This is a genomic window from Geminisphaera colitermitum TAV2 (assembly GCF_000171235.2).
GTDB classification, from domain to species: domain Bacteria; phylum Verrucomicrobiota; class Verrucomicrobiia; order Opitutales; family Opitutaceae; genus Geminisphaera; species Geminisphaera colitermitum.
In genome coordinates, this window is the sequence record NZ_ABEA03000041.1 from 106,965 (window position 1) to 128,386 (window position 21,422).

The window sequence follows — 21,422 nt, forward strand, 5'->3', positions numbered from 1 at the left end:
AAGTTTCTTTCTTGTGCGTTGGACAACCGCATCGCTACTGAAGCGTTCACATGCCAGCCAAAGCCTCCCCCTGCCCTCCCCCAGAAAAACGTCCCACCCTGCGGACCATCGCCCGTGAGGCTGGGTTGTCGCTCGCGGCCACCTCAATGGCCTTGCGCAACCATCCGGGCATCGCCGCCGCCACGCGGACGCACGCACAAGCCGTGGCGCGCCGCCTCGGCTACCACCCTGATCCGAAGCTCGCCACACTCATGCAACACCTGCGCACGCAGAGCGGAACGGAGTATCACGAGACCATCGCCTTCCTGAGCAGCTTCACCCGCTACGAGGAGTGGAACTGGCTCTCGCAACACGACTACTACATGGGCGCGGCGGAACGCGCCACCGAACTCGGCTACCGCGTGGAGGTGTTTCATCTCGGTGAACCCGGCATGACGCCCGCGCGCATGAGCGGCCTGCTGGAGGCGCGCGGCATTCGCGGCCTGCTCGTCGCAGGGTTTCCGCAGCCAGACGCACAACTCCCGCTTGCGTGGGAGAACTTTGCCGCCGTGACGTTTGATTACTCGCTCACGGCGCCGCTCCTGCATCGCGCCACGACCGACTACTACCGGGAAATGCTTGATGTCCTGCACCGCCTCGCCGGGGAACGATGCCTGCGCATCGGCCTGAACATAAAAATTGGGGACGACGCCAAGGTGTGGAGTCTGTGGCGCTCTGCGTATCTGCTTTTCAGTGACACACTGCCGCGGGCGCGACGCATCCCCGTGAACGCTTCCGACGATGGTACCAGTAATCTCGATACATGGGTCAAAAAACACCGTCCCGATGCAATCATCAGCGCCGGGGGAGATTTCCCGCAGGACTGGGAGAAGGTTTATCGTCGTCCGCCGCCCGATGGCATCCGTTACGTGAACATGAACATCCGCCACGCGGACTCCCGCTCGCGCGGCATCGACAAGATTTCCTGGGAGGTTGGACGTGTTGCCTGCAATCACCTCGTCTCCCTCCTCCAGCACAATGAAACCGGCCTGCCGGAGCACCCCCAGATCATCGCCATTGAGGGCCGGTGGGTGGAGAATTACGATGCATGGCTATCCTTGCTCGACAGCCGCCGCACACGACCGGAAACGTGTTACAGAAAATCCGGGAAACAGGGTGTCATGCATCGGACCTGAATCCGGGTTAAGAGCTGAAGTTACACGACGGAGGATTGGCAGAAAAAGTGGCGCGGGCGTCTCGCCCGCAGACGGCGTGGAGCGCCGCCCTGAGACGAGACTGACAGGCACCTCCAGCCGAAGCGGGCGAGACGCCCGCGCCACGAACACTCCACGTAACATCAGTTGGTAATACTAGGAGCGGACTGCCGCCCGGAATGCCAGCCGCCGGGTGCGCATTTGAACGCTTCACCTGCCACCGTCTGGCAACCGTGCGATGCTTGGTGTTTTCTTGGTGCAACGAAATCATGAATACGGCCTCCTCCGTCCTCGAAGCACCGTCACTGCGTCAGCACACGCACGCTCACGCCTACGCTCCCCAGCATGTCCCCCTTTCGCGCTGCTGGCATACCGGCAACCTGCTCTCCTTTTCACACCTCGACGGTCTGACCGACTACGCCAACGGACTCGTTGCACGAACCGTTCCCGGAGGGATGGAGTTCAAGTTTCCCGGATCAGGTCACGTGCGCTTTCTCCGTCCGATTGGCGAATCCCGTATCACGAGCGACTGGTTCGAGGCGCATGCGGACGACGGCTCTCTCATTCGCGGCGTGGTGCTCGATGCGCATCATCTCCTGATCGAAGGTTTTTGTGAAATGCACGCCGCCTCCGACACGCTTTCCTCCCTTTCCAGCAACGGTCGCCTGCTCATCGGCTCCTCGGTCTGTTTCAATCCCGCCCTTGTCGATATCGACTTCGACGCCATCGCCCGCACACGCCTTCATTGGTTGAAACAGCAACTTCCCCAACTCCCCCGCTCCGTCCCCGCCACCTCCCGCCATCCTCTCATCCGCGCACTCTCGCAGATGAAAGGGCAACTCTGCTCGCCCGAAGGCATCATCCGCCATCCTTGGACCACGCCTGACCGTTGGCCGCACCGCGACATGTGGCTTTGGGATTCCGCCTTCCACGCCATCGGCTGGCGGCACATCGACCCGACGCTCGCGCAGCACATGATCGATGCCGTGCTCGATGTCCAGACACCCGACGGCTTCGTGCCGCACATGGCCAGCCCGCGCCAGCGCTCCGCCATCACCCAGCCGCCTGTTCTCGCGCTTGGAGCCAGTCTCATTTTCGAGAAAACACGCGACTTTGCCTGGCTGGCCGCCATCTACCCGAAACTCTGCGCCTGCGTGGAGTGGAATGCCGCCCACCGCGACACCGATGGCGGCGGTCTGCTGGAGTGGTTCATCGAAAACGCCCACGACTGCCGCAGCGGTGAAAGCGGCATGGACAACTCCCCCCGCTTCGACGCCGCCGTGCCTCTCGACGCCCCGGATTTCAATGCGTATCAGGCCAACGAATACGAAACGCTCGCCGCCTTCGCGCTTCTCCTTGGACGCCCCGATGACGCCGCACGCTGGTCCGCCCGTCACGCCGCGCTCTGCGCCCTCATCAACCAAAAACTCTGGTCCGACGAGCACCGGCTTTATTGCGACCTCGACCCGAGCACCGGACGCCACACGGGGATATTGTCGAGCGCGGGTTTCCTGCCGCTGCTCTGCGGCGCTCCCGATCTATGCCAGGCGATGGAAATCGCCGCGCATCTCGAAAACCCCGCCACCTTTGGAACCGCCTTTCCTATTCCCGCAATCGCCGCCTGTGATGCTGCCAACTACTCTAAAGACATGTGGCGCGGCCCCACGTGGATCAACGTCAACTGGCTCGTCGCGCGCGGCCTGCGTCGTTATGGATTGAGCGTCGCAGCCGACCGGCTCCGCGCGCTCACGCTTGCCGAACTCGAACGCACCTGCGAACGCTGGGGCACCTTTTTCGAATACTTCGATGACCGCCGCGAAGTGGAGCCGCCGCATCTGCTGCGCAAACTCAAAAACATTCCCGGACGCCACCCGCATCAAACCATCCACGACTACGGCTGGTCCGCCACACTCTACGTGGACTGGCTGCTGGCGTAATACCTTAGCTGAGGGGATTTCGGGTTTCCCGCCACGGCGCAACGGTCGCAACGCCATCAGCCTGTTGCCTCTCAGCGTGGCGGCCGTTGCGCCGTGGCGGGAAATTTTCGTTTCTTCGGTTGCGGCGGGGGGACCGACGATACCCGACAGGGTCATGTAAACAAACGCTTACACCACGACGTCGCTGGGGACTTGCTGGGCGTTGAGGCCACCGTCGATCACGATGCGGGAACCGATCAGCGTCGGGGCTTGCTCCGATGCGAGGAAGAGGGCGAGTCGGGCGATTTCCTCCTGCTGCGTGGGGGCGCGTCCGGGGGTGTTCTGGTGACGGCGGGCGGTTTGCTCGGGCGAAAGGTCGTTCCAGCGCGGTGTCCAAATGTAACCGGCAGAGATGCAGTTGACGCGGATGTTGTGCTGCGCGAGTTCGAGCGACATGGCGCGAGTGAGTCCTTCGAGCGCGGCCTTGCTGGTGCAGTATCCGCTGCGGCCCCAAATGGAGCGTTCACCAGCAAGCGAGGTGATGTTGATAATCGCACCAGGACGCCTGGCGTCGCGGAGGTGTCGGGCGGCGAGTTGCGAGCAGAGAAAGGTGCCGTGGAGGTTGGCGTCGATGACCTCGCGGAAGAAGGCGGGCGTCTGGCCGAGAAATGTGGTGTCGTCGCCAAGGCCGAGGTGGGCGGCGTTGTTGACAAGGATGTCGGGCATCAGGTTGCGGCGGGCGAGGTCGGCAAAAGCGGTTTCGATGGCGGCTGAGTCGCCGAGGGCGAAGTGGGTGGCATGAACGTCGGCGGCAGAGGGGGGGGGGGGAGGAGGAACCGGGTGTCGTTGATAAGCGGATACGGTCGCAGGCGGCTTCGACGTCGGCAAGGCGGCGTCCGTGGAGGATGACGCGCGCACCGGCTTGCGCAAAGAGGAGGGCGATGGTGTGGCCGAGGTTTTGCGTGGAACCGGTGACAAGGACGGTGCGGTCGCTGAAGTCGGGGAGCGGTGCGGTAGAGATTTGTGTGGTTTGCATGAGTTTGGAGTGCGGCGATTCATCGCCGCTTTGTTGTTGCCGATTTATCGGCAATTTTCGGGTGAAGGATGCAGGTGGGGGAGAATGGAACGCGGCGGGATAAATCCCGCCGTCGAAAGCGGCGATGAATCGCCGCACTCCATGGTTTAGAAGGTGGCTTTGGCGTCGGGCGGACGGATGGCGGTGAGGGCGCCGGTGTAGTGGCGGAGGTCGTGGACTTGGTAGGGGTACGCAGCGAGGGCGTCTTCGTTAATTTCGACGCCGAGGCCGGGGGCGTCGCTGATGTGCATTTCGCCGTTGGCGAAGCGACAGGTTTCCTGCGCGACTTCGGCACGCCAAGGGACGTCGGTCGCCATGGTTTCAAGATAGAGAAAGTTGGGTGTGCAGGCGGCGAGTTGCAGGGTGGCGGCGTTTGCAACGGGGCCGGAGGGGTTGTGCGGACAGAAGGGGATTTGCCAGAGTTCGGCGAGGGTGGCGATTTTGCGGAGTTCCCAGATGCCGCCGGCGTGCGAGACGTCGGGCTGGATGAAGTCGGCGCAACCGCTTTCAAAAACTTCGCGGAATTCCCAGCGGGTGTAGAGGCGTTCGCCCATTGAGATGGGCGTGCGGGTTTCTCGGCGGAGGCGGGCGTAGTTTTCGAGGTTGCCGGGGATGAGGGGTTCCTCGAACCACTGGATGTCGTAGTCTTCGAGGGCGCGGGCAATGCGGCGGGCAGTGGGGAGTTCGAAACGTCCGTGGCCTTCGATTAACAATTCGGCGGTGGTGCCGACGGCGTTTTTGACGGCTTCGACCACGGCGAGGGCATCGCGGAGTTGGGCGGCGGAGAGGTGGCGGAAGGTCGCGCCGAAGGGGTCCCACTTGAGGGCGCGGTAGCCCATGGCGACGGCTTTGGTGGCGGCGGCGGCAAATTCGGCGGGGGTTTTGGCGTTGGCGAACCAGGCGTTGGCGTAGCAGGGGACGGCGTCGCGGACACGGCCTCCGAGTAGTTGATGTACGGGTACGCCGAGGGATTTGCCTTTGATGTCCCAAAGTGCCATTTCAATGGCGGAGAGGGCACTCATGAGGACGGGACCGCCGCGCCAGTAGGCGTCGCGATAGGCGTCCTGCCACCAGGCTTCGATGTTGCGGAGGTCGCGGTTGACGAGGCCGCGTTCGAGTTCGCGGACGGCCTGGGTGACGGTGGGTTCGCGGTATTCGAGGGTGGCTTCGCCCCAGCCGTGATGGCCGGAGTCGGTCTCGATTTTTACGAAGCACCAGTTGGTGCGGTAGGCGTCGCAGATGTAGGTTTTGAGCGCGGTGAGTTTCATGGGAGAGTAGCGAATAGTGAGTAGCGGGTAGCGAGTAGGATTTCAGCGGCGGCTGCGCCGCAGGGATTGAATAGAAAGTAGGAGGCGAGCGGTGCGAGCGGTGGAACCATGCTCGCTACCCGCTACTCACTACTCGCTACTCAAAACGGATGCGTCGGTGAGGAGGAGTGGGTAGTCGGGGAGCGGGAGGCGGAAGCGGCGTCCGATGACGGCGTTGTCGAGGACGAAGTTTTCAGCGCGGGCGGCGGCGTCGTGGATCGTGCCGGTAAGGAAGTCGAGGAGGACGGGTTTTTCGAGGCGCAGATCGGAGTCGTGCCAGAGGACGAGGTCGATTTCGCGGGCGGCGGTTTTTTGTTGGGCGTCCTCGGTATTCCAATACGCAACGAGCGGCGCGCCGTGGCGGGTGAAGGTGGCGGCAACGGGGCTGGCCATGAGTCCGCTGTGCTGCGGGTGTTGCGGGTCGGGTTCGGCGAAACGGGTGTAGAGTTCGCGGCGGTGGGTGTCGTTGTCGAAGAGCGAGCAGATGCGGCGCATGACTTCGAAGGAGTATTTGGGGGTGTAACGTTTGCCGTGTATCAGTCCCATCATGACAGGGCGGTTGACTTTGCCGCCGGCCTGACGATAGGGGCGGTCCATGAGGTCAACGGCGTGGAAATAGAGGAGCAGGTCGAAGCCGATGCGCAGGTCGATGAGGAGTCGGCGGGCGATCCATTTGGCCTGCACGATCTGGTCCATGTCGTAGAGGCCAAGCCAGTCGTCGTTGTGCCCGGCGGTTTGCGAGGGGCAGCCGTTTTCGCCTTGCCAGATGGCGATGCGGCGCGCGGGGGAATGGCGGTCGAGCAGGCGACGGATGAGGTCGTGCATGTTTTGCAGGTTTTGCTCGGGGACGGTCTGGTAGGGGTGAAAGGAAAACACGTCAATGTGGTCGGCCATGCCGGCGTGGAGCGCGGTTTCGAGGTAGGCGGGTTCGAGCTTGGACATGGCTCCGCCGATGATCGTGGCGTCGGGGATTTGTTCGCGGATGGCGGCGGCGGTGATGCGAACGAGTTCGGCGTAGGCACGGGCGTCGGGTTTGGAGGGGTGCCAGAATTGGGGAATGTTGGGTTCGTTCCAGATTTCCCAGTGGGCGACGCGGCCGCGAAAATGGGCGGCGAGGGCGCGGGTGTAAGAGGTCCAGGCGTCGCGGACGGCGTCGCCGTAGTAGAGGGGGACGTAGCCGACGGCGGATTCATGGGGAACGTCGGGCATGTAGAGTTTGTTGCCGAAGCTGACCGAGAAGAACGGTTGCACCCCGATGGTGCGAAGGCGGTCCACGATGGTGTCGAGCCAGGCGAAATCGTAAACGCCGGGGGTGGTTTCGCAGCGGCTCCAGCCGGTCTGGACGCGAGCCCATTTGGCACCGAGTTTTTCGAGGTGGGGATAAACGCGTTCGGGGTCGAACATGTGCCGGTCGAGGGTTTCGAAGCCGATGCCGATGCGGGAGCTGGGGATCTCGGAGGTGGTGCGCGGGGTGACGAGGCGGCCGATCTCAGGGAGGCCGGGAAGCGGGTGAGCGAGGAGTTGCTGGCGGCAGAGGGCGGGGATGTCCTGGTTTTCGATTACGGAGTCGTCAGGAACGGGGGGGGGGGGGGGGGGGAGGACAGGAGTGGCGGTGGACATGGCGGATGGTTTGATGAGGCAAGGCTGGTGCTCATGGCCGTCAGGGGCATTGCTAAAGGCTTCATATCCGTGGGAAAAAAGTTAACAGATGTGCGCATGGAAAAAATAACGACTACGGAATCAGTTGCGGCGGGGGGGGGGGGGGAGGGGACGTATTGGGATGGGCTGCGGGTGTCGTTGATCCGGTTCTTTGAGGGACCGCCAATCGGGAAACATGGGGTTTTTCAAGGGGTGGTTTTCACGGTTTTTAAATTCCTGGAGGGCGAGGTGACGTTGATAAAAGACGGCGTGACGGCTCGGGCGCGAAAGGGCGATTGGATGGTCTGTCATCCGGGGGAACGGTTTCAGGATTTTTCGGATTCCGCGCGCATCATCTCCATCCACCTGCTGGTGGAAAGTCCGGGGAATGCGGCGTCGTGGCAAGGCGGCCCGGTGCTGGCGTTTGGCGCGGAGGCAGCGGCCACTGCGGGGGGGGGGGGGGGGGGGAGGACGCGCAGCAGCGGGCTCGACGCCTGCGTGCGGCGGATGCGACGTTCGGCGGTGCTGCGTCGGCTGGAAGCAAGCGGGAAGATTTGTCCGCTTGGGGTGCCGGAGACGTTTGCCGAGGCGCTGGAGTTGCAGGAGGTCGTGGCGGCGTTTTTCCGGCGCTTGATGAGCATACTGGAGCCGCTGGGAATGCGTTACGCCGCGCCATTGATCCGCGACAGGCGTGTGCGCGAGAGCCGGCAACGACTGGCAGCGGCGGGGTTGCGCGAGAGATTTTCACGCGAGCGGCTGGCGGCGGAGTGTGGTTTGAGCGCTGCGCAGCTTGACCGGTTGTGGCGCGAGGAACTGGCGACGACACCCGCGCAATTCTGGAACGCGCGACGCTTGCAAGCCGCATGCGCGCTGCTTCAGGGCGACGCTCATTCGATCAAGGAAATCGCGTTCGAAATGGGTTTTCGCCATCTGAGCCAGTTTTCGTTCTGGTTCGCCAAAAACATGAATGAGTCACCGCGCGCCTTCCGCAGGAGGCACGAACGGGATTGAAGCCACGCTTGCGAAGTGCCGGGATGCGGCCAACATTGTCCGCATCATGACGCCACGCATTTCCCTCTATTTGCACCCCCTCCTCCTCCTGGCCGCAGCCTGCACTTTTTTCGTCGGTTGCTCCACCCCCGACCACCGCATCGAACAAAACCTTGCGCTCTTCAACACGCTCACCGTCGAGCAACAGGACCTCATCAAACAGGGCAAAGTCGGCCTCGGCTTCACGCCCGACATGGTCCGCCTCGCCGTCGGCAATCCCGACAAAAAATGGCTGCGCACCGACGAGACCGGCACCAGCGAATCGTGGAGCTACACCAGCTACACCGCCGCCGACGGCACGCCTCTTTACTGCGGTCTCTATCACTCCTACTACGGCAACCTCTACCCCTACTACGCCGCCCCCATTTACACCGGACGCGCCCCGAGCGAATACTTCCGCGTTACCTTCAAGGACGGCAAAGTCATCAGCATCCAGCAGGATGTGCGCTGACCCCCGCGGAGGGAGGGAAAGGCTGGAGATCACAAGATCAGCATCGCGTCGCCGTAGCTGAAAAATCGATATTCACGCGCAATCGCCTCCGCATACAGTTCGCGCAGCCAGGCGATGCCATCCGTGCTCCCCGGTGTCAAAAATGCGGATACCAGGCACATCAACGTGGAGCGCGGCTGGTGGAAATTGGTGACGAGCGCGTCCACTCCGCGAAACGTCCGCGGCGGATAAATATAAATCCCCGCCTCTGCGATATATGCAAGTCCCCCCCCCCCCCCCCCCGCCCTCTCTTCCGCTCCAGTCCCCTCCCCTGCCCTCTCCGTAACCGGCACCGCTGCGCGCCGCGCCAGAAAATCCTCCACCGTCCGCACGGTCGTAGTGCCCACCGCGATACGCCGTCCGGCGGGGGCCAGCAGCGCGCGCTGCGTGGCGGGCGGGATTTCGTAAATCTCCCGGTGGATCGGATGCTCTTCGATGGTTGCCGTGGCGATCGGCTTGAACGTCCCCAAGCCCACATGCAGCGTGATGTCCGCCGTTCCCACGCCCTGCCCCGCCAGTTGTGCGAGCAGTTCCGGCGTGAAATGCAGCCCCGCCGTCGGAGCGGCAACGGCCACCTGGCGGGTACGGTCCGCATAAACCGTCTGGTAGCGCTCGATGTCACGCGCCCTCTCCTCCGCCCGTCCCTCCGCATCCCCTCCCCTTGCAATGTACGGCGGCAACGGCACGTCGCCCAAGCGGTTGGCGATCTCCGTGATGGAACCGCCGCCGCCCGGCATCGTAAAGCGCACCAAGGCCGCGCCCTCGCCATCCTTTTCCAGCACCATGCCGCAAAACTCCCTTCCATGCGCAAATGTCGCCCCAACAGGCAGTTTTTTTCCGGGGCGCACCAGGCACCACCAAACATCTCCCGCTCCCCTGCCCTCCCCGACGCCGCCGCTTATGCCATTTTCACCCTCGCCCCGCGCCGGATCGGGCCGCAGCAGGAAACACTCCACCGCGCCCCCCGTCGGACGCCATGCATGCAGGCGGGCCGGGAGCACGGCGGCATTGTTGCGAAAAAGCGTGTCGCCCGCCCGCAGCCAGCGCGGCAGATCGGAAAACCGCGCATGAACCACCTCCCGCGTGGCGCGATTCACAACCATCAGACGCGACGAATCCCGCCGTGTCGCAGGCGTTTGTGCAATCAGCCGGGCAGGCAATTCGTAATCAAAAAGATCAGTTGAAAAAGACACGAGTCCCCAACGCTCACCCCCCGCTGCCCCATGCTCAACGCTCAAATCACACGCCCCCCCCTTCACTTAGTCCAATGATGTTCTCCGACGTTTTCAGTGGATTGGCAAGAGGTGGCGCGGCAGCGCCTGTAGCGCAGGCATCTTGCCTGCCGTCCAGTCAATAGCGCGAAGCGCCGCTTCCCAAAAATAAACGCAGCAAAAGTCACCGCGCTTCGCGCAATCAATTTAGTTTGCAGGCAAGATGCCTGCGCTACGGGCGCTTCCGCGCCACCAAAAACATCGAAGAACCTCCAATGAGCATACAAGTCCTTCCGATGCAGTTCGATGTAGGGGCTTCGCTTGCGAAGCCCATGCCTTGGTAAGTGTGCTCCGTCCGGCAGACGCGGGCTTCGCAAGCGAAGCCCCTACGTGGCCTAATTGGCATCAGCTTAGTTTGCACTTGCAGAGCACCGACGACTCCGGTGTTTTCGGCCACTTGCGACACTTTCTAACGTCCGGCCGGCGCACGTCGCAATGCTCCCGCGGCCGGGTTCATTGTCAGTCACAACCTTCAACCAAAACCGCCCCTCACCGGGTGGTTATCCCCGGCAGGCCGGTATCCACGGAGCGGATGCAGACCAGCCGTCACATACCATGAGTTCTGTAATGCAAGAACTGCTCGCCCAGGAACCCGCCGCCTTCGACAAACTGAAGGAAGGCCAGATCGTCTCGGGCGTCATCACCGAAATCCGCCAAAACGAAGTTGTCGTCGATATCGGCGGCAAATCCGAAGGCGTCATCCCCGCCAACGAATTCATCGACATCGGCGAACTGCAAATCGGTTCCACCATCGAAGTCTACGTCGAGAAGCTCGAAGACAAAAACGGACTCCCCGTCCTCTCCTTCGACAAGGCCGAGCAGAAGAAAAACTGGGAGAACATCCTCACCAAGTTCCCCGAAGGCTCTGTTGCCGTCGGACGCGTCAAAGCCAAGGTCAAGGGCGGCCTCATCATCTCCATCGGAGTCGATGCCTTCATGCCCGCCTCGCACATCGACATCCAGCCCCCCAAGAACCTCGACCAGTACGTCGGCCAGACCTACGACTTCAAGGTTCTCAAGATCAACCAGGAGCGCAAAAACATCGTTCTCTCCCGCCGCGAACTCATCGAGCAGCAGCGCAGCGAGAAGCGCCGCAACCTCCTCGAATCCATCCAGCCCGGCCAGGTGCGCAAGGGCGTGGTCAAGAACATCACCGACTTCGGTGCCTTCATTGACCTCGACGGCATGGACGGCCTCCTCCACATCACCGACATGTCCTGGGGACGCATTGCCCACCCGAGCGAAATGCTCAAACAGGGCGAAGAAATCCAGGTCATGATCATCGAGGTCAACCGCGACAAAGAACGCGTCTCCCTCGGCCTCAAGCAAACCACCAAGAATCCGTGGGACGAGATCGAACAAAAGTTCCCCGTCGGCACCAAGATTCACGGCAAAGTTGTCAACCTCGTCCCCTACGGCGCGTTCATCGAGATCGAGCCCGGCGTCGAAGGCCTTGTCCACATCACCGAGATGTCTTGGACCAAGCGCATCAACAAGCCCTCCGAAATGCTCCGCGTCGGCCAGGAACTCGACGCCGTTGTCCTCGGCATCCAGAAGGAAGACCAAAAAATCTCCCTCGGCCTCCGCCAACTCGAGCCTAACCCTTGGGACATGGTTCGCCACAACTACCCGATCGGTGCCCGCGTTCACGGCAAGGTTCGCAACATGACCACCTACGGCGCCTTCATCGAACTCGAAGAAGGCATCGACGGCATGGTGCATGTCTCCGACATGAGCTGGACCCGCAAGGTCAACCACCCCTCCGAAGTCCTCAAGAAGGGCGACGAAGTGGACGCCATCGTGCTCGACGTGGATCCCAGCCAGCAGCGCATCAGCCTCGGCATGAAGCAGCTCGCCGTCGATCCTTGGAGCGACATCGACAGCTTCTTCAAGATCGGCGACGTCGTCAAAGGCACCGTGACCAAGATCACCTCCTTCGGCGCGTTCGTGGACCTCAAGGACGGCATCGACGGCCTCGTGCACATCTCGCAGATCAGCGAGGAGCGCATCGAGAAGGTGAAGGACGTGCTCAAGCCCGGCCAGGAAGTCACCGCCCGCGTCATCAAGATCGACCGCGACGAGCGCCGCCTCGGTCTCTCGATCAAGGCCGCCAACTACTCGCCTGAGCAACTCGCGTCCGAGACCGCCGCCTACGAGGCTCTCAACCGCGACAGCAGCGGCGACATGATGAACCTCGGCGACATCCTCGACGCCGCCCACGACAAGAAAGACTGACGCCCGCCGCGTTTGTAGTTCTTTTCAATGACAACGCCCGGTCCGCCTAAAAACGGACCGGGCGTTTTGTTTTGTTGTTACGCATGGAAGGGAGAAACGCCTTTCTCCGTTCGGTACGCCATCCCCACCCGAACTGGCCCCATATCATCGCGTCCGACCACGGTGCCGCGTTTGCCTGCATCATGTCTTGGTGCACGTTGATGGCGATGACACGCCCGCCTCATGAATCGCCCGCCAGCCGGATTCCCGGGACGCAACATACGCACGGCGAGCCTGAACCGGTTCTGTTATTTGACGGCGAATGCGGGCTATGCACGACGCTGGCCCGATTTGCCCTGGCACAAACGTCCGGCGGTGCACGCTTGCATGCCGCTCCGTTGCAGGGGCCATCGGCACAGGCCTTGTGCCTACGCGCCGGGTTGCCGACCGAGAATTTCGATTCTCTGGTCTTCATCCGCGACCTGCACCATCCAGAGGCGGGCCACGCCTTGCGCACCGACGGCGTGGTGGCTCTGACGCGTCTGTTCGGTCCCGGCTGGCGGATAGCCAGCACGATGCTGGCCTGGTTGCCCGCGCCTTGGCGCGACGCGGGTTATCGGGTCGTAGCGCGCCTTCGCAAAAAAATCCGGGGAGCGCCCAGACCGTTGCCCCGGCCGCCGCCGGAGTGGGCCGACCGTCTGCTGCCGTGAGCGCGTACAGCCACCGGGAGGGCGGGTCTCCTGACCCGCCGACGGCGCGAAGCGCCGCCCATCCGGAATGAGGCGCGGCTACGCCGCGTCAGCGGGCGGGACACGCCCGCACCATGCGCGCACGCCATTCGATGCCACGTCCTGCATACGCGGGCGTCGCAAGCGACGCCCCTACAGCAGGCGGGACGCCCGCACCACGACGTTCCGCGAACATCATGTATTACAAATACTTGTCCGTCACCGCGCCTTCGCTGGCGGTGCTGACGAGTTTGGCATACTTCGCCAACACACCGCGATTGGTGTAGGGCTTGCGTGGCTTCCAGGTCTTTTTGCGCGCGGCGATTTCCTTCGCGGGAATGTCGAGCGTGATCTGGTTTTTTACGGCGTCGATGGTGATCGGGTCGCCGTTTTTCACGACGCCGATGGTGCCGCCAATCGCCGCCTCGGGTGTGATGTGGCCGACCACAAATCCGTGCGAACCGCCCGAAAAACGTCCGTCGGTGATGAGCGCGACTTCCTTGCCGAGTCCCTTGCCCATGATGGCGCTGGTGGGGGCGAGCATCTCCCTCATGCCGGGGCCGCCCACGGGACCCTCATTGCGGATCACGACGACGTGGCCGGACTTCACGCGTCCGTCGAGGATGGCAGACAACGCGGCCTCCTCTCCCTCGAACACGATGGCTTTGCCGGAAAACTTTAAGCCTTCCTTGCCGGAGATCTTGGCCACGGAACCCTCGGCGGCGAGGTTGCCGTAGAGAATGCGCAGGTGGCTGTCGGGCTTGATCGGTTGGTCAAAGGGACGGATCACGTCCTGATTTTCTGGATACGGCTGCACGTCCTTGAGGTTTTCCGCCACGGTCTTGCCGGTGACGGTGAGGCAGTCGCCGTGGATGAGACCGCGGTCGAGCAAGGTCTTCATGAGCGGAGGCACGCCGCCGATGCGAGAGAGATGCACCATGCCGTATTTGCCCGAAGGTTTGAGATCGGCGAGCACGGGCACGCGTTTGCCGATGCGGGTGAAGTCGTCGATGGTGAGCTTCACGCCGGCAGTGTGCGCGATGGCGAGGAGGTGCAGGACGGCATTGGTTGAGCCACCGAGGGCGATCACTACAGTGATGGCGTTTTCAAAGGCTTTTTTGGTTAAAATGTCACGCGGACGAATCCCCTTTTTTGCGAGTTCAACGACAGCGGCTCCGGCGCGGCGACAGTCTTCTTGTTTTTCCTTGGAGATGGCGATTTGCGCGGAGGAATTGGGCAGCGAGAGGCCGAGGGCTTCGATGGCGTTGGCCATTGTATTGGCGGTATACATACCGCCGCAGGAACCGGGACCGGGGATGGAGCATTCCTCAACAACCTTGAGCGCAGCGTCGTTGATCTTGCCCGCGGCGTGCTGGCCGACGGCTTCGAAGACGGAAACGATGTCGAGGTCCTTTTTGGTTTCCGGGTGGATGCCGGGAAGAATGGTGCCGCCGTAAACGAAAACGCTGGGGCGGTTGAGACGGGCCATGGCCATAACGCAGCCGGGCATGTTTTTGTCGCAGCCGCCGATGGCGACAAGGCCGTCAAAACCTTCGCCGCCAACCACGGTTTCGATGGAGTCGGCAATGACTTCGCGGGACACGAGCGAGTAGCGCATGCCGGGCGTTCCCATGCTGATGCCGTCGGCGATGGTGATGGTGCCGAAGATGATGCCCTTGCCGCCGGCTTCGTTGGCGCCCTGCTCGGCGTATTCGGCGAGCTTGTTGATGTGCATGTTGCACGGGGTGAGCATCGACCAGGTGGAGGCGACGCCGACGACGGTTTTCTTGAAATCCGCATCGCCGAATCCGACGGCGCGGAGCATGGAGCGATTGGGGGCGCGGTCGGCTCCGTCGTGCACGATGGAGGAGAACTGGCGCGTGGCGTTGGCGGTCTTGGCGGCTGTGGCAGGCTTGGTCTTGGCGGTCGTCGGCTTCATGGGAAAAATGAAAGCGGCCAGCAAACTCCCCGCAGGCGGGACGGGCAAGCGTGGAGAAATGGCAGGCGGCTCAATTGGTCGAAATCGTGAGGATCGGCGGGCGTCCGTCGCCGCTCGTGTCGGACATGGTAAAGAGCAACATCAACAGGGAGAAGGCGCGCTTGGTGCGCAGGTCGTTGTCGGCCACCCAAAACCAGTGCCCGCGATAAGGCACGGCCACGAGCACGTCGCGCGGACTGGGTTCGCGCGGGCCGCTGAGAATGTGAAAGCCCTTGCGCGAAAGCTGCGCCGTCTCCGCCTCCGCGCCGCCGGAGTCAACAGGCGTGGACGCGAAATCGGGAACTGGAGCAGGGTCGTATTCCACGCCGCGTGTGGCACGCCCGGATTTGATGTCCTCGCCTGGAATGTCGGCATGCAGGGCGAGCGCACCGGTGATATGAAGCAGCGAACGTGTTTGAATCGCGATCTCGGTGTCGGAGGCCGCATGGATGCCATGCACGAGGTGAAATTCGACGGCGGTGGGATTGAGCCCAAGCAGGCGGCGAAGTTCGGCGGCCCGCGCAAGCGTTTCCTCGGAGACCTTGCGCGAACGCAGCGTGATCAAGGTGTCGTGGGTTGAGTCCTTTTTGGAAATGATGCGAATCGTCATGTCGCCCGATACCTGCAACTGGTGCATGAGCGTGGCCACGCGTATGAAATCGTCGTCAGCGCGACGCGTTGCCTCCTCGTTGCGCAGGCCGTTGATGGCACTGACACCGAGCAGCAGCATGGCATCCGCCGGCCAGCCGATCTGGATCGTGGAAAAAAGCGCCGCCGGCGAAAACGGCGCCACGAAACCCGCCATGAACTTGCTGCCCGTCATGGGAGTGTAGGTGATCGTGGGCCGGTCGATGTAACGGCCCTGCAACTGGGCGCTGCCAAAGCTGTCGCCACTGCCGCCGGGTCCGTGGATTTCCGTGCCGAGTCCGCCAAACATCTCGATCTGGTAACCGGCCACGATCTGCCCAACGTCCACGTAAATCGGCGGGTCGAGGTAACGCAGCTTGACGATGTTGAGCAGTGTCTGGCGTTTCCACGACTCCGTGACGGCCGAACTGTAGCCAAAGCGGTCACGCGGGATCGTTGACGGACCGATGGAGGCGCAACCGGAGAGCAACGCCAGCATCAGGCCGGCCAACGACAGGACGAGGACGGCGGGCGCGGCGGGTTTTCGGAAGAATGAAGAGGGCATCGGAATGGGAAAGGGAGACGGCGAGAGGAAGGCGGACGGGCGGGGGGGGGGCGGCTGCGCCGTCGAACATTTAACGTTTAACGCTTAACATTTAACATTAAATGGATGTGGCGATGATGTGGCGTCAACGTGGGTTGGGTGTTAAATGTTAAGCGTTAAATGTTCGACGTTGGTTTGGTGGCGGGAGGGGGGGGGGGGAGGGTTCTCCAGCCTGGAGTTGCAAGTTACATGCTGAAAAATTTGATCGTCCGGCGCAGTGAGGCGACGAGCACGTCGATCTCGGCCTCGGTGTTGTATACGTAAAAACTGGCGCGCGCGCTGCTGGGCAAACCGAGCTTTTTCATGAGCGGCTGGTTGCAATGATGTCCGCCGCGCAACGCGACGCCGTCCTGGTCGGCGAAGGTCACCACGTCGTGCGCGTGCACGTCGGCAAGCGCGAAGCTCACCACGCCGCCGCGCGGTTGTCCGGCGCGCGGACCGAGCAGGCGCAGGCCGGGCAGTTCCGCAAGCGCGGCGGCGGCGCGGGCTCCGAGCGCGTAGTCGTGCGCGGCGATGCGCGCGCGGTCGAGCGCGTCGAGGTAGTCGAAGGCGGCATGCAACGCGATGGCGTCGGCAACGTTGGGCGTGCCGGCTTCGAAGCGCTCGGGAGCAGGTTTCCATTTCGCGCCTTCGTAGGTGACGCTGTCCACCATGCCGCCGCCGGTCTGCCAGGGGGGCATCGCGTCGAGGAGGGCTCGCTTGCCGTAGAGCACACCGATGCCGGTGGGGCCCGCCATTTTGTGGCCGCTGAAGGCCAGAAAGTCGCAGTCGAGCGCACGCACGTCGATGGGTTCGTGTCCGATGGATTGCGCGGCGTCGATCACCGTGACGGCTCCGACGGCGCGGGCCTTGGCGCAGAGGTCGGAGATCGGGTTGATCGTGCCGAGGGTGTTGGAGAGATGCGTGAAGGCGAAGAGCTTGACCTGCGGCGTAAGGAGGCGGTCGAGCGCGTCGAGGTCAAGGCCGTGCTCGGCGTCGGCGCCCGCCACGGGCACGTAGCGGAGCGTGGCGCCGGTGCGCTGTGCGGCGAGTTGCCAGGGCACGAGGTTGGAGTGGTGCTCCATCTCGGTCGTGAGGACGACGTCGCCGGGTTTGAGATTTGCGATGGCCCAGGTCTGCGCGACGAGGTTGATGGATTCGGTAGTGCCGCGCGTGAAGACGATTTCGGCGGGGTCGGCGGCGTTGATGAAGCGGGCGGCGCGGGCGCGGGCGGCTTCGTAGCCGTCGGTCGCGCGCATGGAGAGGGCGTGCAGGCCGCGGTGAACGTTGGAGTTGTCGCGTTCGTAGTAGCGGGCGAGCGCGTCGATGACGGAGCGGGGTTTTTGCGTGGTGGCGGCGTTGTCGAGATAGACAAGCGGCTTGCCGCCGACGTGCTGGTCGAGCGTGGGAAAATCAATGCGAAGGTTGGTCGAGAGTGCGGACATGAGATGGAAAAGCTGAAACGCTAAAACGCTGAGAGCCGGAATGAAGGTGACGATTATTATGGTGGTGGAATCAGGCGGCGGGCGGCGCGCCGCGTTTGATCGCCTCAAGCGCGGCGTGCCAGGCGAGCGTGGCGCACTTGATGCGGGCCGGATAGGCGTGGACGCCGGCAAAGGCCGCGAGTTCGTTGAACGCCAGCGGATCGTCATCGCCGGGTGCGCGCCCGGTGGATACGATGTCGTGAAATTGTTGATACAAGGCCTCCGCCTCCGCCGTCGTGCGCCCCTTGAGCTGCGTGGTCATGAGCGAGGCGCTGGCCTGCGAGATGGCGCAGCCCGCGCCCTCGAAGCTGATTTCCGCAATGCGTTCCGCTTCCGCCCCTCCCCCCCCCCCCCCCCGCGCGTCCACCGGGGCGGACGTTTCAACGCGCAGGTAAACCGTGCAGTTGTCACCACAAGTCGGATTGTCACCGGTGGCGACGCGGTTGGCGGAAGGGAGTTTGCCGCGGTTTCGAGGACGCTTGTTGTGGTCGAGAATGACGGCTTGGTAGAGTTCGGTGAGATCGGACATTGGCGAACGTTTGACTGGCTGACTGACGTGTGCGCGAAAGAACGGGCGTGGATCAGCATGATTACTAACTCCGGAAACGCACCGATTGCAAATCCGGGCGAAGGCGGATCGGGCGCGGGCACCAGCAGGACAATCCGCCCAGTCCCGCCGGGCGCGCGCACAGGTTATTTGCCCGCCTTCTTCTGCAACTCCGCCATCGCCTCAAAATAACGCCGGCCAAATTCGCGTTGCGCGTCGGCGTCAAAATGGAGTTCGTCGCCCTTGTGCGCCAGACCCGCCGACGACACAACCGCGGTTCCCGGCACAAGCGTGGGCAAACGGTCGATCTGCTCATTCACGATCTTTGCATAAGGCGATTTTCCGCCTGAGCGCGTGTAAAGAAACTCGCCCAATTCACCTGCCACAAACGGCGCATCCGGCACGTTCAAATCGCGCCGGAAACCCGCCACGATCAATGCCAGACCTTCCGCATACGCTTGAGCCTTCGTGAGGCTCCCACACTCGCTCTCGCCCTGATGCCAGAGAATCCCTTTAAGCCGACCCGCCTGCTGCGCGATTTTCGCACGGCGCACCGCCGCCTCATACAAGTCGCCGCCAGCTTTCCCGTCTGTGCCCGGCATCCAGCGACTCTGCGGCGTGCCGCCGACGGCGCACGGTATCAGCCCGATCACGACGCCGGGCGAGCGGTCGGCCATCCGTTTGGCAAACGTGAAACCGAGCCCCACGCCGGCCTCCTTTTTGTCGAAATGAAGGGGTTCCCCCTGACGCACCCACTGGTCGTCTTTGCCGAGGACGAGCACGCGCGGATCGGGCGCGCGGTCGGCAGGCGTGAGCTTGCCGCGACCAGCCATGTTGGACTGGCCGACGAGCAGATAGAGATCAAAACGGTCCGCCGCCGGCGGGGTCACGGAAGGCGCGGGCGCGGGGGGCGCGGAGGGGGGGGGGGGGGGCGTTTGTTCTTGGGCGGACGCGGGCAAGGCCGCCGCAACCGCAGCGCAAAGGGCGGGGATCATTCGCAAAAATGAACGTGGGAGGAGAATTTGAGAGAGATGCATCGCAGCCATCATGTGCTCCACCGCCACTGTTTTGTCAGCCGCATTTTTGCGACGCGGCCGCGCTCACCTAGACGCGCAGCCGACGGATACCGGCCGCGCCTGCGAGCGCTGCGAGCCCCGCCAGCAAGGCCACCGTGGAGGGCTCGGGAATGTTCGAAGGCGGGAGGGAGAGGATGCTCGTGCCATTGACCGTGTCCGTCAGCGAATTCCAAACGCTAAAGTTATCGAGCCACAGGCCATAGGTGGAGGAGCCTACAACCGAAGAGCTGAGCGAAAAACCAGTGGCGAAGCCCGTCACGTTGTCCCCGATGCTCGTGGTGGTGGCACGGCCTTCGAAGGTCGTGCCATCGAAACGGTAAATCGTGGCCGAGCCGGAAGCAAGCGACCCGAGCGTGCCGGGCAAGGTGACGTCAGATCCAGTCTTGTTGATCACGATGGTGACGCGGATGGCCGTGTCCACCGGCGTGCTCGTGCTGAGCATCGTGCTGCCGGAACGTCCGGCGCTGGTGCGGGCCTCGCCGGTCGTGTTCACCCCTGAGACGCTGACGTTGTAAAGATCGAAGCTCGCCACCAAGACTCCGGAAGCCCCAACCGAGGCGATCTTGTTTTGCTGCAGGGCGAAGCTGACGCCGGAGGAGGCCAAGCTGGTGCCTCCAATGTAGAGCGCGTTGCCCGACATGAACGAGGGCACGCCGACGTTGCGCACTTCGCTCACCGCCGAACCAAGATTCGCATTGGGTAGTGCCGCCGTGAACGTATCATTTGCGCCCGTGCTGGCGATAGTGAGCGCCACCGCGCCCGACGACGTGTTGTAACTCTCGAAATCCGCCTCCCATATCAACGCCGCTTGCGTGGACGCCGCCAGCAGCAGCGCGGCGAGCCCAACCGCACCGCAACGGGCGGACGTAGAAATGAGGGGATGGATAACAGACCGGATGGGTGACGGAATGGATGATGAATTCATGGTAATGAGAAGATTTAGGGCTGGTGTTTGCATGAACGAAGCAGCGAAGACGCCGTTGTTTGCCCGCAGTCTCTCAACCCCCGGTGTATCCGGCACAAGCTACCCGGCTTTTAACTCGTTAAAATCAAATCCCGGCAATCGCCAGCACCACCCGTCCCTCGTCCAGCCTTATTCCTCGTTTGGAATTTTTCGCAACGTCGCGCCCTCCACGAAATCGCTCGCGATTAGGAGCACACGGGGCTCCGCCTTCTCGCACTGCACATTACCCTCCACCAGATTCGCCAGCCACTCCACCGCGGCGATGCCGAGCTTTGTCGTGTTCTGGTACATACCGGAAAAAATCGCGTCGCGCGGGCGGTCCAAGTGCAAAAAGCCCAGTTCGTCCGGCATGCGTTTGTCCAAGTTCCTCACCCAATTCCAGACTTCCGTCAATCCGACGATCACCTCGGGCTTTCGGCGGACTAACCAAGCACGAAACGCTTTCTCCGACCACCCGCCTTCCGCCTGCTTCGAGAATTCCATGATCTTCAGTTCCGGCATCTGCCTCCGAGCCACTTCCAGCCCCGCCGACCAGAGCATGTTGACCTGCCGTGTTTCGTTTTCGCTGATGACGGCCCCGATCCGGCGGTAACCGCGTTGCGAGAGCTGGCGCATGGCTGTCTCCACCGTCTGGATGTGATAGTTGCAGACGCGCGGCAGATTCGGCTTCGCCAGCGAGTATCCAAAAGCCACTACACTAAAATCCTTGAAGCTCATGTTATTCAACACCTGCGCCCACGTCACCGTCCGGTCTTGCGACAACGGCGGCACAAGCACGCCCCGGATGCCGCGCGCCAGCAACACCTGCTCCAGCCGACTGGGATGGCTCGCGTAATCGCCCAGCCAGAAATGCTCCAACCGGTAACCCAACTCCATCCCCCGCTTTGCCGCCCCCTCAAAATACTCAGGATACGTCCGGAGGGTTTTCCAATGATCGCGCGTGCGAAAAGCGGTGATGAATCCGAGTGCCGCGCTGCATGTCGCCTCGCGCCGTGCGCGCAGGCTGGTCATGAGCGCCCGCACCATCGGGTTGGGCCGGTAGCCGAGTTCACGCGCCATACGCTGCAATCGCTCGCGTGTCGCCGCCGCGACCTTGGGCGAATCGCGCAGCGCCATCGACACCAGCGCGCGCGTCACACCCGCGCGGTCGGCGATGGTTTGCAGGGTGATAGGTGTGTCGGGTGGTGGCATCAGAATGCTGAGGAGAAAGATAAAAGGACACCCTGCTTTTTAACGAGTTAAAACTGGCCCTGATTGCACCCCGCCGCCCGCATGGAAATA

17 protein-coding genes are annotated in these 21,422 nt (G+C 62.8%); 6 read left to right on the plus strand and 11 right to left on the minus strand.

Features of this window, described 5'->3' with window-relative positions:
• Window positions 1-50 precede the first annotated feature (50 nt).
• Complete coding sequence (locus OBACDRAFT_RS05020; RefSeq protein ID WP_052361173.1) at window positions 51-1,175, plus strand: LacI family DNA-binding transcriptional regulator; 1,125 nt, start codon at window positions 51-53, stop codon at window positions 1,173-1,175.
• 197 nt (window positions 1,176-1,372) lie between these two features.
• Window positions 1,373-3,130, plus strand: coding sequence for an amylo-alpha-1,6-glucosidase (locus OBACDRAFT_RS05025; protein ID WP_232766657.1), 1,758 nt, complete (start codon window positions 1,373-1,375; stop codon window positions 3,128-3,130).
• Window positions 3,131-3,298: 168 nt separating this feature from the next.
• On the opposite strand, the gene OBACDRAFT_RS05030 is transcribed toward OBACDRAFT_RS05025, so the two are convergent.
• The 3 genes from OBACDRAFT_RS05030 to OBACDRAFT_RS05040 all read right to left on the minus strand — a co-directional run bounded on the left by OBACDRAFT_RS05030 (window position 3,299) and on the right by OBACDRAFT_RS05040 (window position 7,111).
• Window positions 3,299-4,087: an SDR family NAD(P)-dependent oxidoreductase gene (locus tag OBACDRAFT_RS05030; RefSeq protein ID WP_232766659.1), complete on the minus strand. Its 789-nt coding sequence runs from the start codon at window positions 4,085-4,087 to the stop codon at window positions 3,299-3,301.
• A gap of 204 nt (window positions 4,088-4,291) precedes the next feature.
• Complete coding sequence (gene dgoD, locus OBACDRAFT_RS05035) at window positions 4,292-5,452, minus strand: galactonate dehydratase (protein ID WP_043583304.1); 1,161 nt, start codon at window positions 5,450-5,452, stop codon at window positions 4,292-4,294.
• Window positions 5,453-5,581: 129 nt separating this feature from the next.
• Entirely contained in the window at window positions 5,582-7,111 is a 1,530-nt protein-coding gene (locus tag OBACDRAFT_RS05040; protein WP_043583307.1) for a GH39 family glycosyl hydrolase, read from the minus strand.
• Window positions 7,112-7,180: 69 nt separating this feature from the next.
• Between OBACDRAFT_RS05040 and OBACDRAFT_RS05045 the strand changes: the two genes are divergently transcribed.
• The gene (locus OBACDRAFT_RS05045; RefSeq protein WP_232766661.1) at window positions 7,181-8,140 is read left to right on the plus strand and encodes a helix-turn-helix domain-containing protein; all 960 of its coding nucleotides are present in this window, start codon (window positions 7,181-7,183) and stop codon (window positions 8,138-8,140) included.
• Window positions 8,141-8,186: 46 nt separating this feature from the next.
• Entirely contained in the window at window positions 8,187-8,630 is a 444-nt protein-coding gene (locus tag OBACDRAFT_RS05050) for a hypothetical protein (protein WP_157836920.1), read from the plus strand.
• Between the two features lie 29 nt (window positions 8,631-8,659).
• Here OBACDRAFT_RS05050 and queA read toward each other — a convergent pair whose 3' ends face one another.
• The gene (queA, locus tag OBACDRAFT_RS05055) at window positions 8,660-9,862 is read right to left on the minus strand and encodes a tRNA preQ1(34) S-adenosylmethionine ribosyltransferase-isomerase QueA (protein ID WP_043583516.1); all 1,203 of its coding nucleotides are present in this window, start codon (window positions 9,860-9,862) and stop codon (window positions 8,660-8,662) included.
• 633 nt (window positions 9,863-10,495) lie between these two features.
• Between queA and rpsA the strand changes: the two genes are divergently transcribed.
• Window positions 10,496-12,175, plus strand: coding sequence for a 30S ribosomal protein S1 (rpsA, locus tag OBACDRAFT_RS05060; protein ID WP_232766662.1), 1,680 nt, complete (start codon window positions 10,496-10,498; stop codon window positions 12,173-12,175).
• A 206-nt stretch (window positions 12,176-12,381) separates the two neighbouring features.
• The gene (locus tag OBACDRAFT_RS05065; RefSeq protein WP_081721830.1) at window positions 12,382-12,864 is read left to right on the plus strand and encodes a thiol-disulfide oxidoreductase DCC family protein; all 483 of its coding nucleotides are present in this window, start codon (window positions 12,382-12,384) and stop codon (window positions 12,862-12,864) included.
• A gap of 220 nt (window positions 12,865-13,084) precedes the next feature.
• On the opposite strand, the gene ilvD is transcribed toward OBACDRAFT_RS05065, so the two are convergent.
• The 7 genes from ilvD to OBACDRAFT_RS05100 form a co-directional block, all read right to left on the minus strand.
• Window positions 13,085-14,821 (minus strand): dihydroxy-acid dehydratase, encoded by a 1,737-nt coding sequence (ilvD, locus tag OBACDRAFT_RS05070; protein WP_043583521.1) that lies wholly within the window; start codon window positions 14,819-14,821, stop codon window positions 13,085-13,087.
• Between the two features lie 70 nt (window positions 14,822-14,891).
• The gene (locus OBACDRAFT_RS05075) at window positions 14,892-16,052 is read right to left on the minus strand and encodes a hypothetical protein (RefSeq protein ID WP_043583313.1); all 1,161 of its coding nucleotides are present in this window, start codon (window positions 16,050-16,052) and stop codon (window positions 14,892-14,894) included.
• A 224-nt stretch (window positions 16,053-16,276) separates the two neighbouring features.
• A complete protein-coding gene (locus OBACDRAFT_RS05080) occupies window positions 16,277-17,515 on the minus strand; it encodes a SufS family cysteine desulfurase (RefSeq protein ID WP_043583315.1) in 1,239 nt (412 codons plus the stop codon).
• A gap of 70 nt (window positions 17,516-17,585) precedes the next feature.
• Entirely contained in the window at window positions 17,586-18,083 is a 498-nt protein-coding gene (sufU, locus tag OBACDRAFT_RS05085; protein WP_043583317.1) for a Fe-S cluster assembly sulfur transfer protein SufU, read from the minus strand.
• Window positions 18,084-18,247: 164 nt separating this feature from the next.
• Window positions 18,248-19,096 (minus strand): sialate O-acetylesterase, encoded by an 849-nt coding sequence (locus OBACDRAFT_RS05090; RefSeq protein ID WP_232766663.1) that lies wholly within the window; start codon window positions 19,094-19,096, stop codon window positions 18,248-18,250.
• A gap of 109 nt (window positions 19,097-19,205) precedes the next feature.
• Window positions 19,206-20,102, minus strand: a complete 897-nt coding sequence (locus OBACDRAFT_RS05095; protein WP_052361177.1) for a PEP-CTERM sorting domain-containing protein — start codon at window positions 20,100-20,102, stop codon at window positions 19,206-19,208.
• A 168-nt stretch (window positions 20,103-20,270) separates the two neighbouring features.
• A complete protein-coding gene (locus OBACDRAFT_RS05100) occupies window positions 20,271-21,332 on the minus strand; it encodes a LacI family DNA-binding transcriptional regulator (protein ID WP_043583319.1) in 1,062 nt (353 codons plus the stop codon).
• Window positions 21,333-21,422 lie beyond the last annotated feature (90 nt).

Excerpts from the sequence above, each read along its gene's own strand:
- OBACDRAFT_RS05095 (WP_052361177.1), bottom strand. The coding sequence starts at position 20,102 with ATGAATTCATCATCCATTCCGTCACCCATCCGGTCTGTTATCCATCCC.
- OBACDRAFT_RS05025 (WP_232766657.1), top strand. The coding sequence starts at position 1,373 with ATGCCAGCCGCCGGGTGCGCATTTGAACGCTTCACCTGCCACCGTCTG.
- sufU (WP_043583317.1), bottom strand. The coding sequence starts at position 18,083 with ATGTCCGATCTCACCGAACTCTACCAAGCCGTCATTCTCGACCACAAC.
- OBACDRAFT_RS05040 (WP_043583307.1), bottom strand. The coding sequence starts at position 7,111 with ATGTCCACCGCCACTCCTGTCCTCCCCCCCCCCCCCCCCCCCGTTCCT.
- rpsA (WP_232766662.1), top strand. The coding sequence starts at position 10,496 with ATGAGTTCTGTAATGCAAGAACTGCTCGCCCAGGAACCCGCCGCCTTC.
- ilvD (WP_043583521.1), bottom strand. The coding sequence starts at position 14,821 with ATGAAGCCGACGACCGCCAAGACCAAGCCTGCCACAGCCGCCAAGACC.
- OBACDRAFT_RS05090 (WP_232766663.1), bottom strand. The coding sequence starts at position 19,096 with ATGATCCCCGCCCTTTGCGCTGCGGTTGCGGCGGCCTTGCCCGCGTCC.
- OBACDRAFT_RS05080 (WP_043583315.1), bottom strand. The coding sequence starts at position 17,515 with ATGTCCGCACTCTCGACCAACCTTCGCATTGATTTTCCCACGCTCGAC.
- OBACDRAFT_RS05050 (WP_157836920.1), top strand. The coding sequence starts at position 8,187 with ATGACGCCACGCATTTCCCTCTATTTGCACCCCCTCCTCCTCCTGGCC.
- dgoD (WP_043583304.1), bottom strand. The coding sequence starts at position 5,452 with ATGAAACTCACCGCGCTCAAAACCTACATCTGCGACGCCTACCGCACC.
- OBACDRAFT_RS05075 (WP_043583313.1), bottom strand. The coding sequence starts at position 16,052 with ATGCCCTCTTCATTCTTCCGAAAACCCGCCGCGCCCGCCGTCCTCGTC.
- OBACDRAFT_RS05020 (WP_052361173.1), top strand. The coding sequence starts at position 51 with ATGCCAGCCAAAGCCTCCCCCTGCCCTCCCCCAGAAAAACGTCCCACC.
- OBACDRAFT_RS05100 (WP_043583319.1), bottom strand. The coding sequence starts at position 21,332 with ATGCCACCACCCGACACACCTATCACCCTGCAAACCATCGCCGACCGC.
- OBACDRAFT_RS05065 (WP_081721830.1), top strand. The coding sequence starts at position 12,382 with ATGACACGCCCGCCTCATGAATCGCCCGCCAGCCGGATTCCCGGGACG.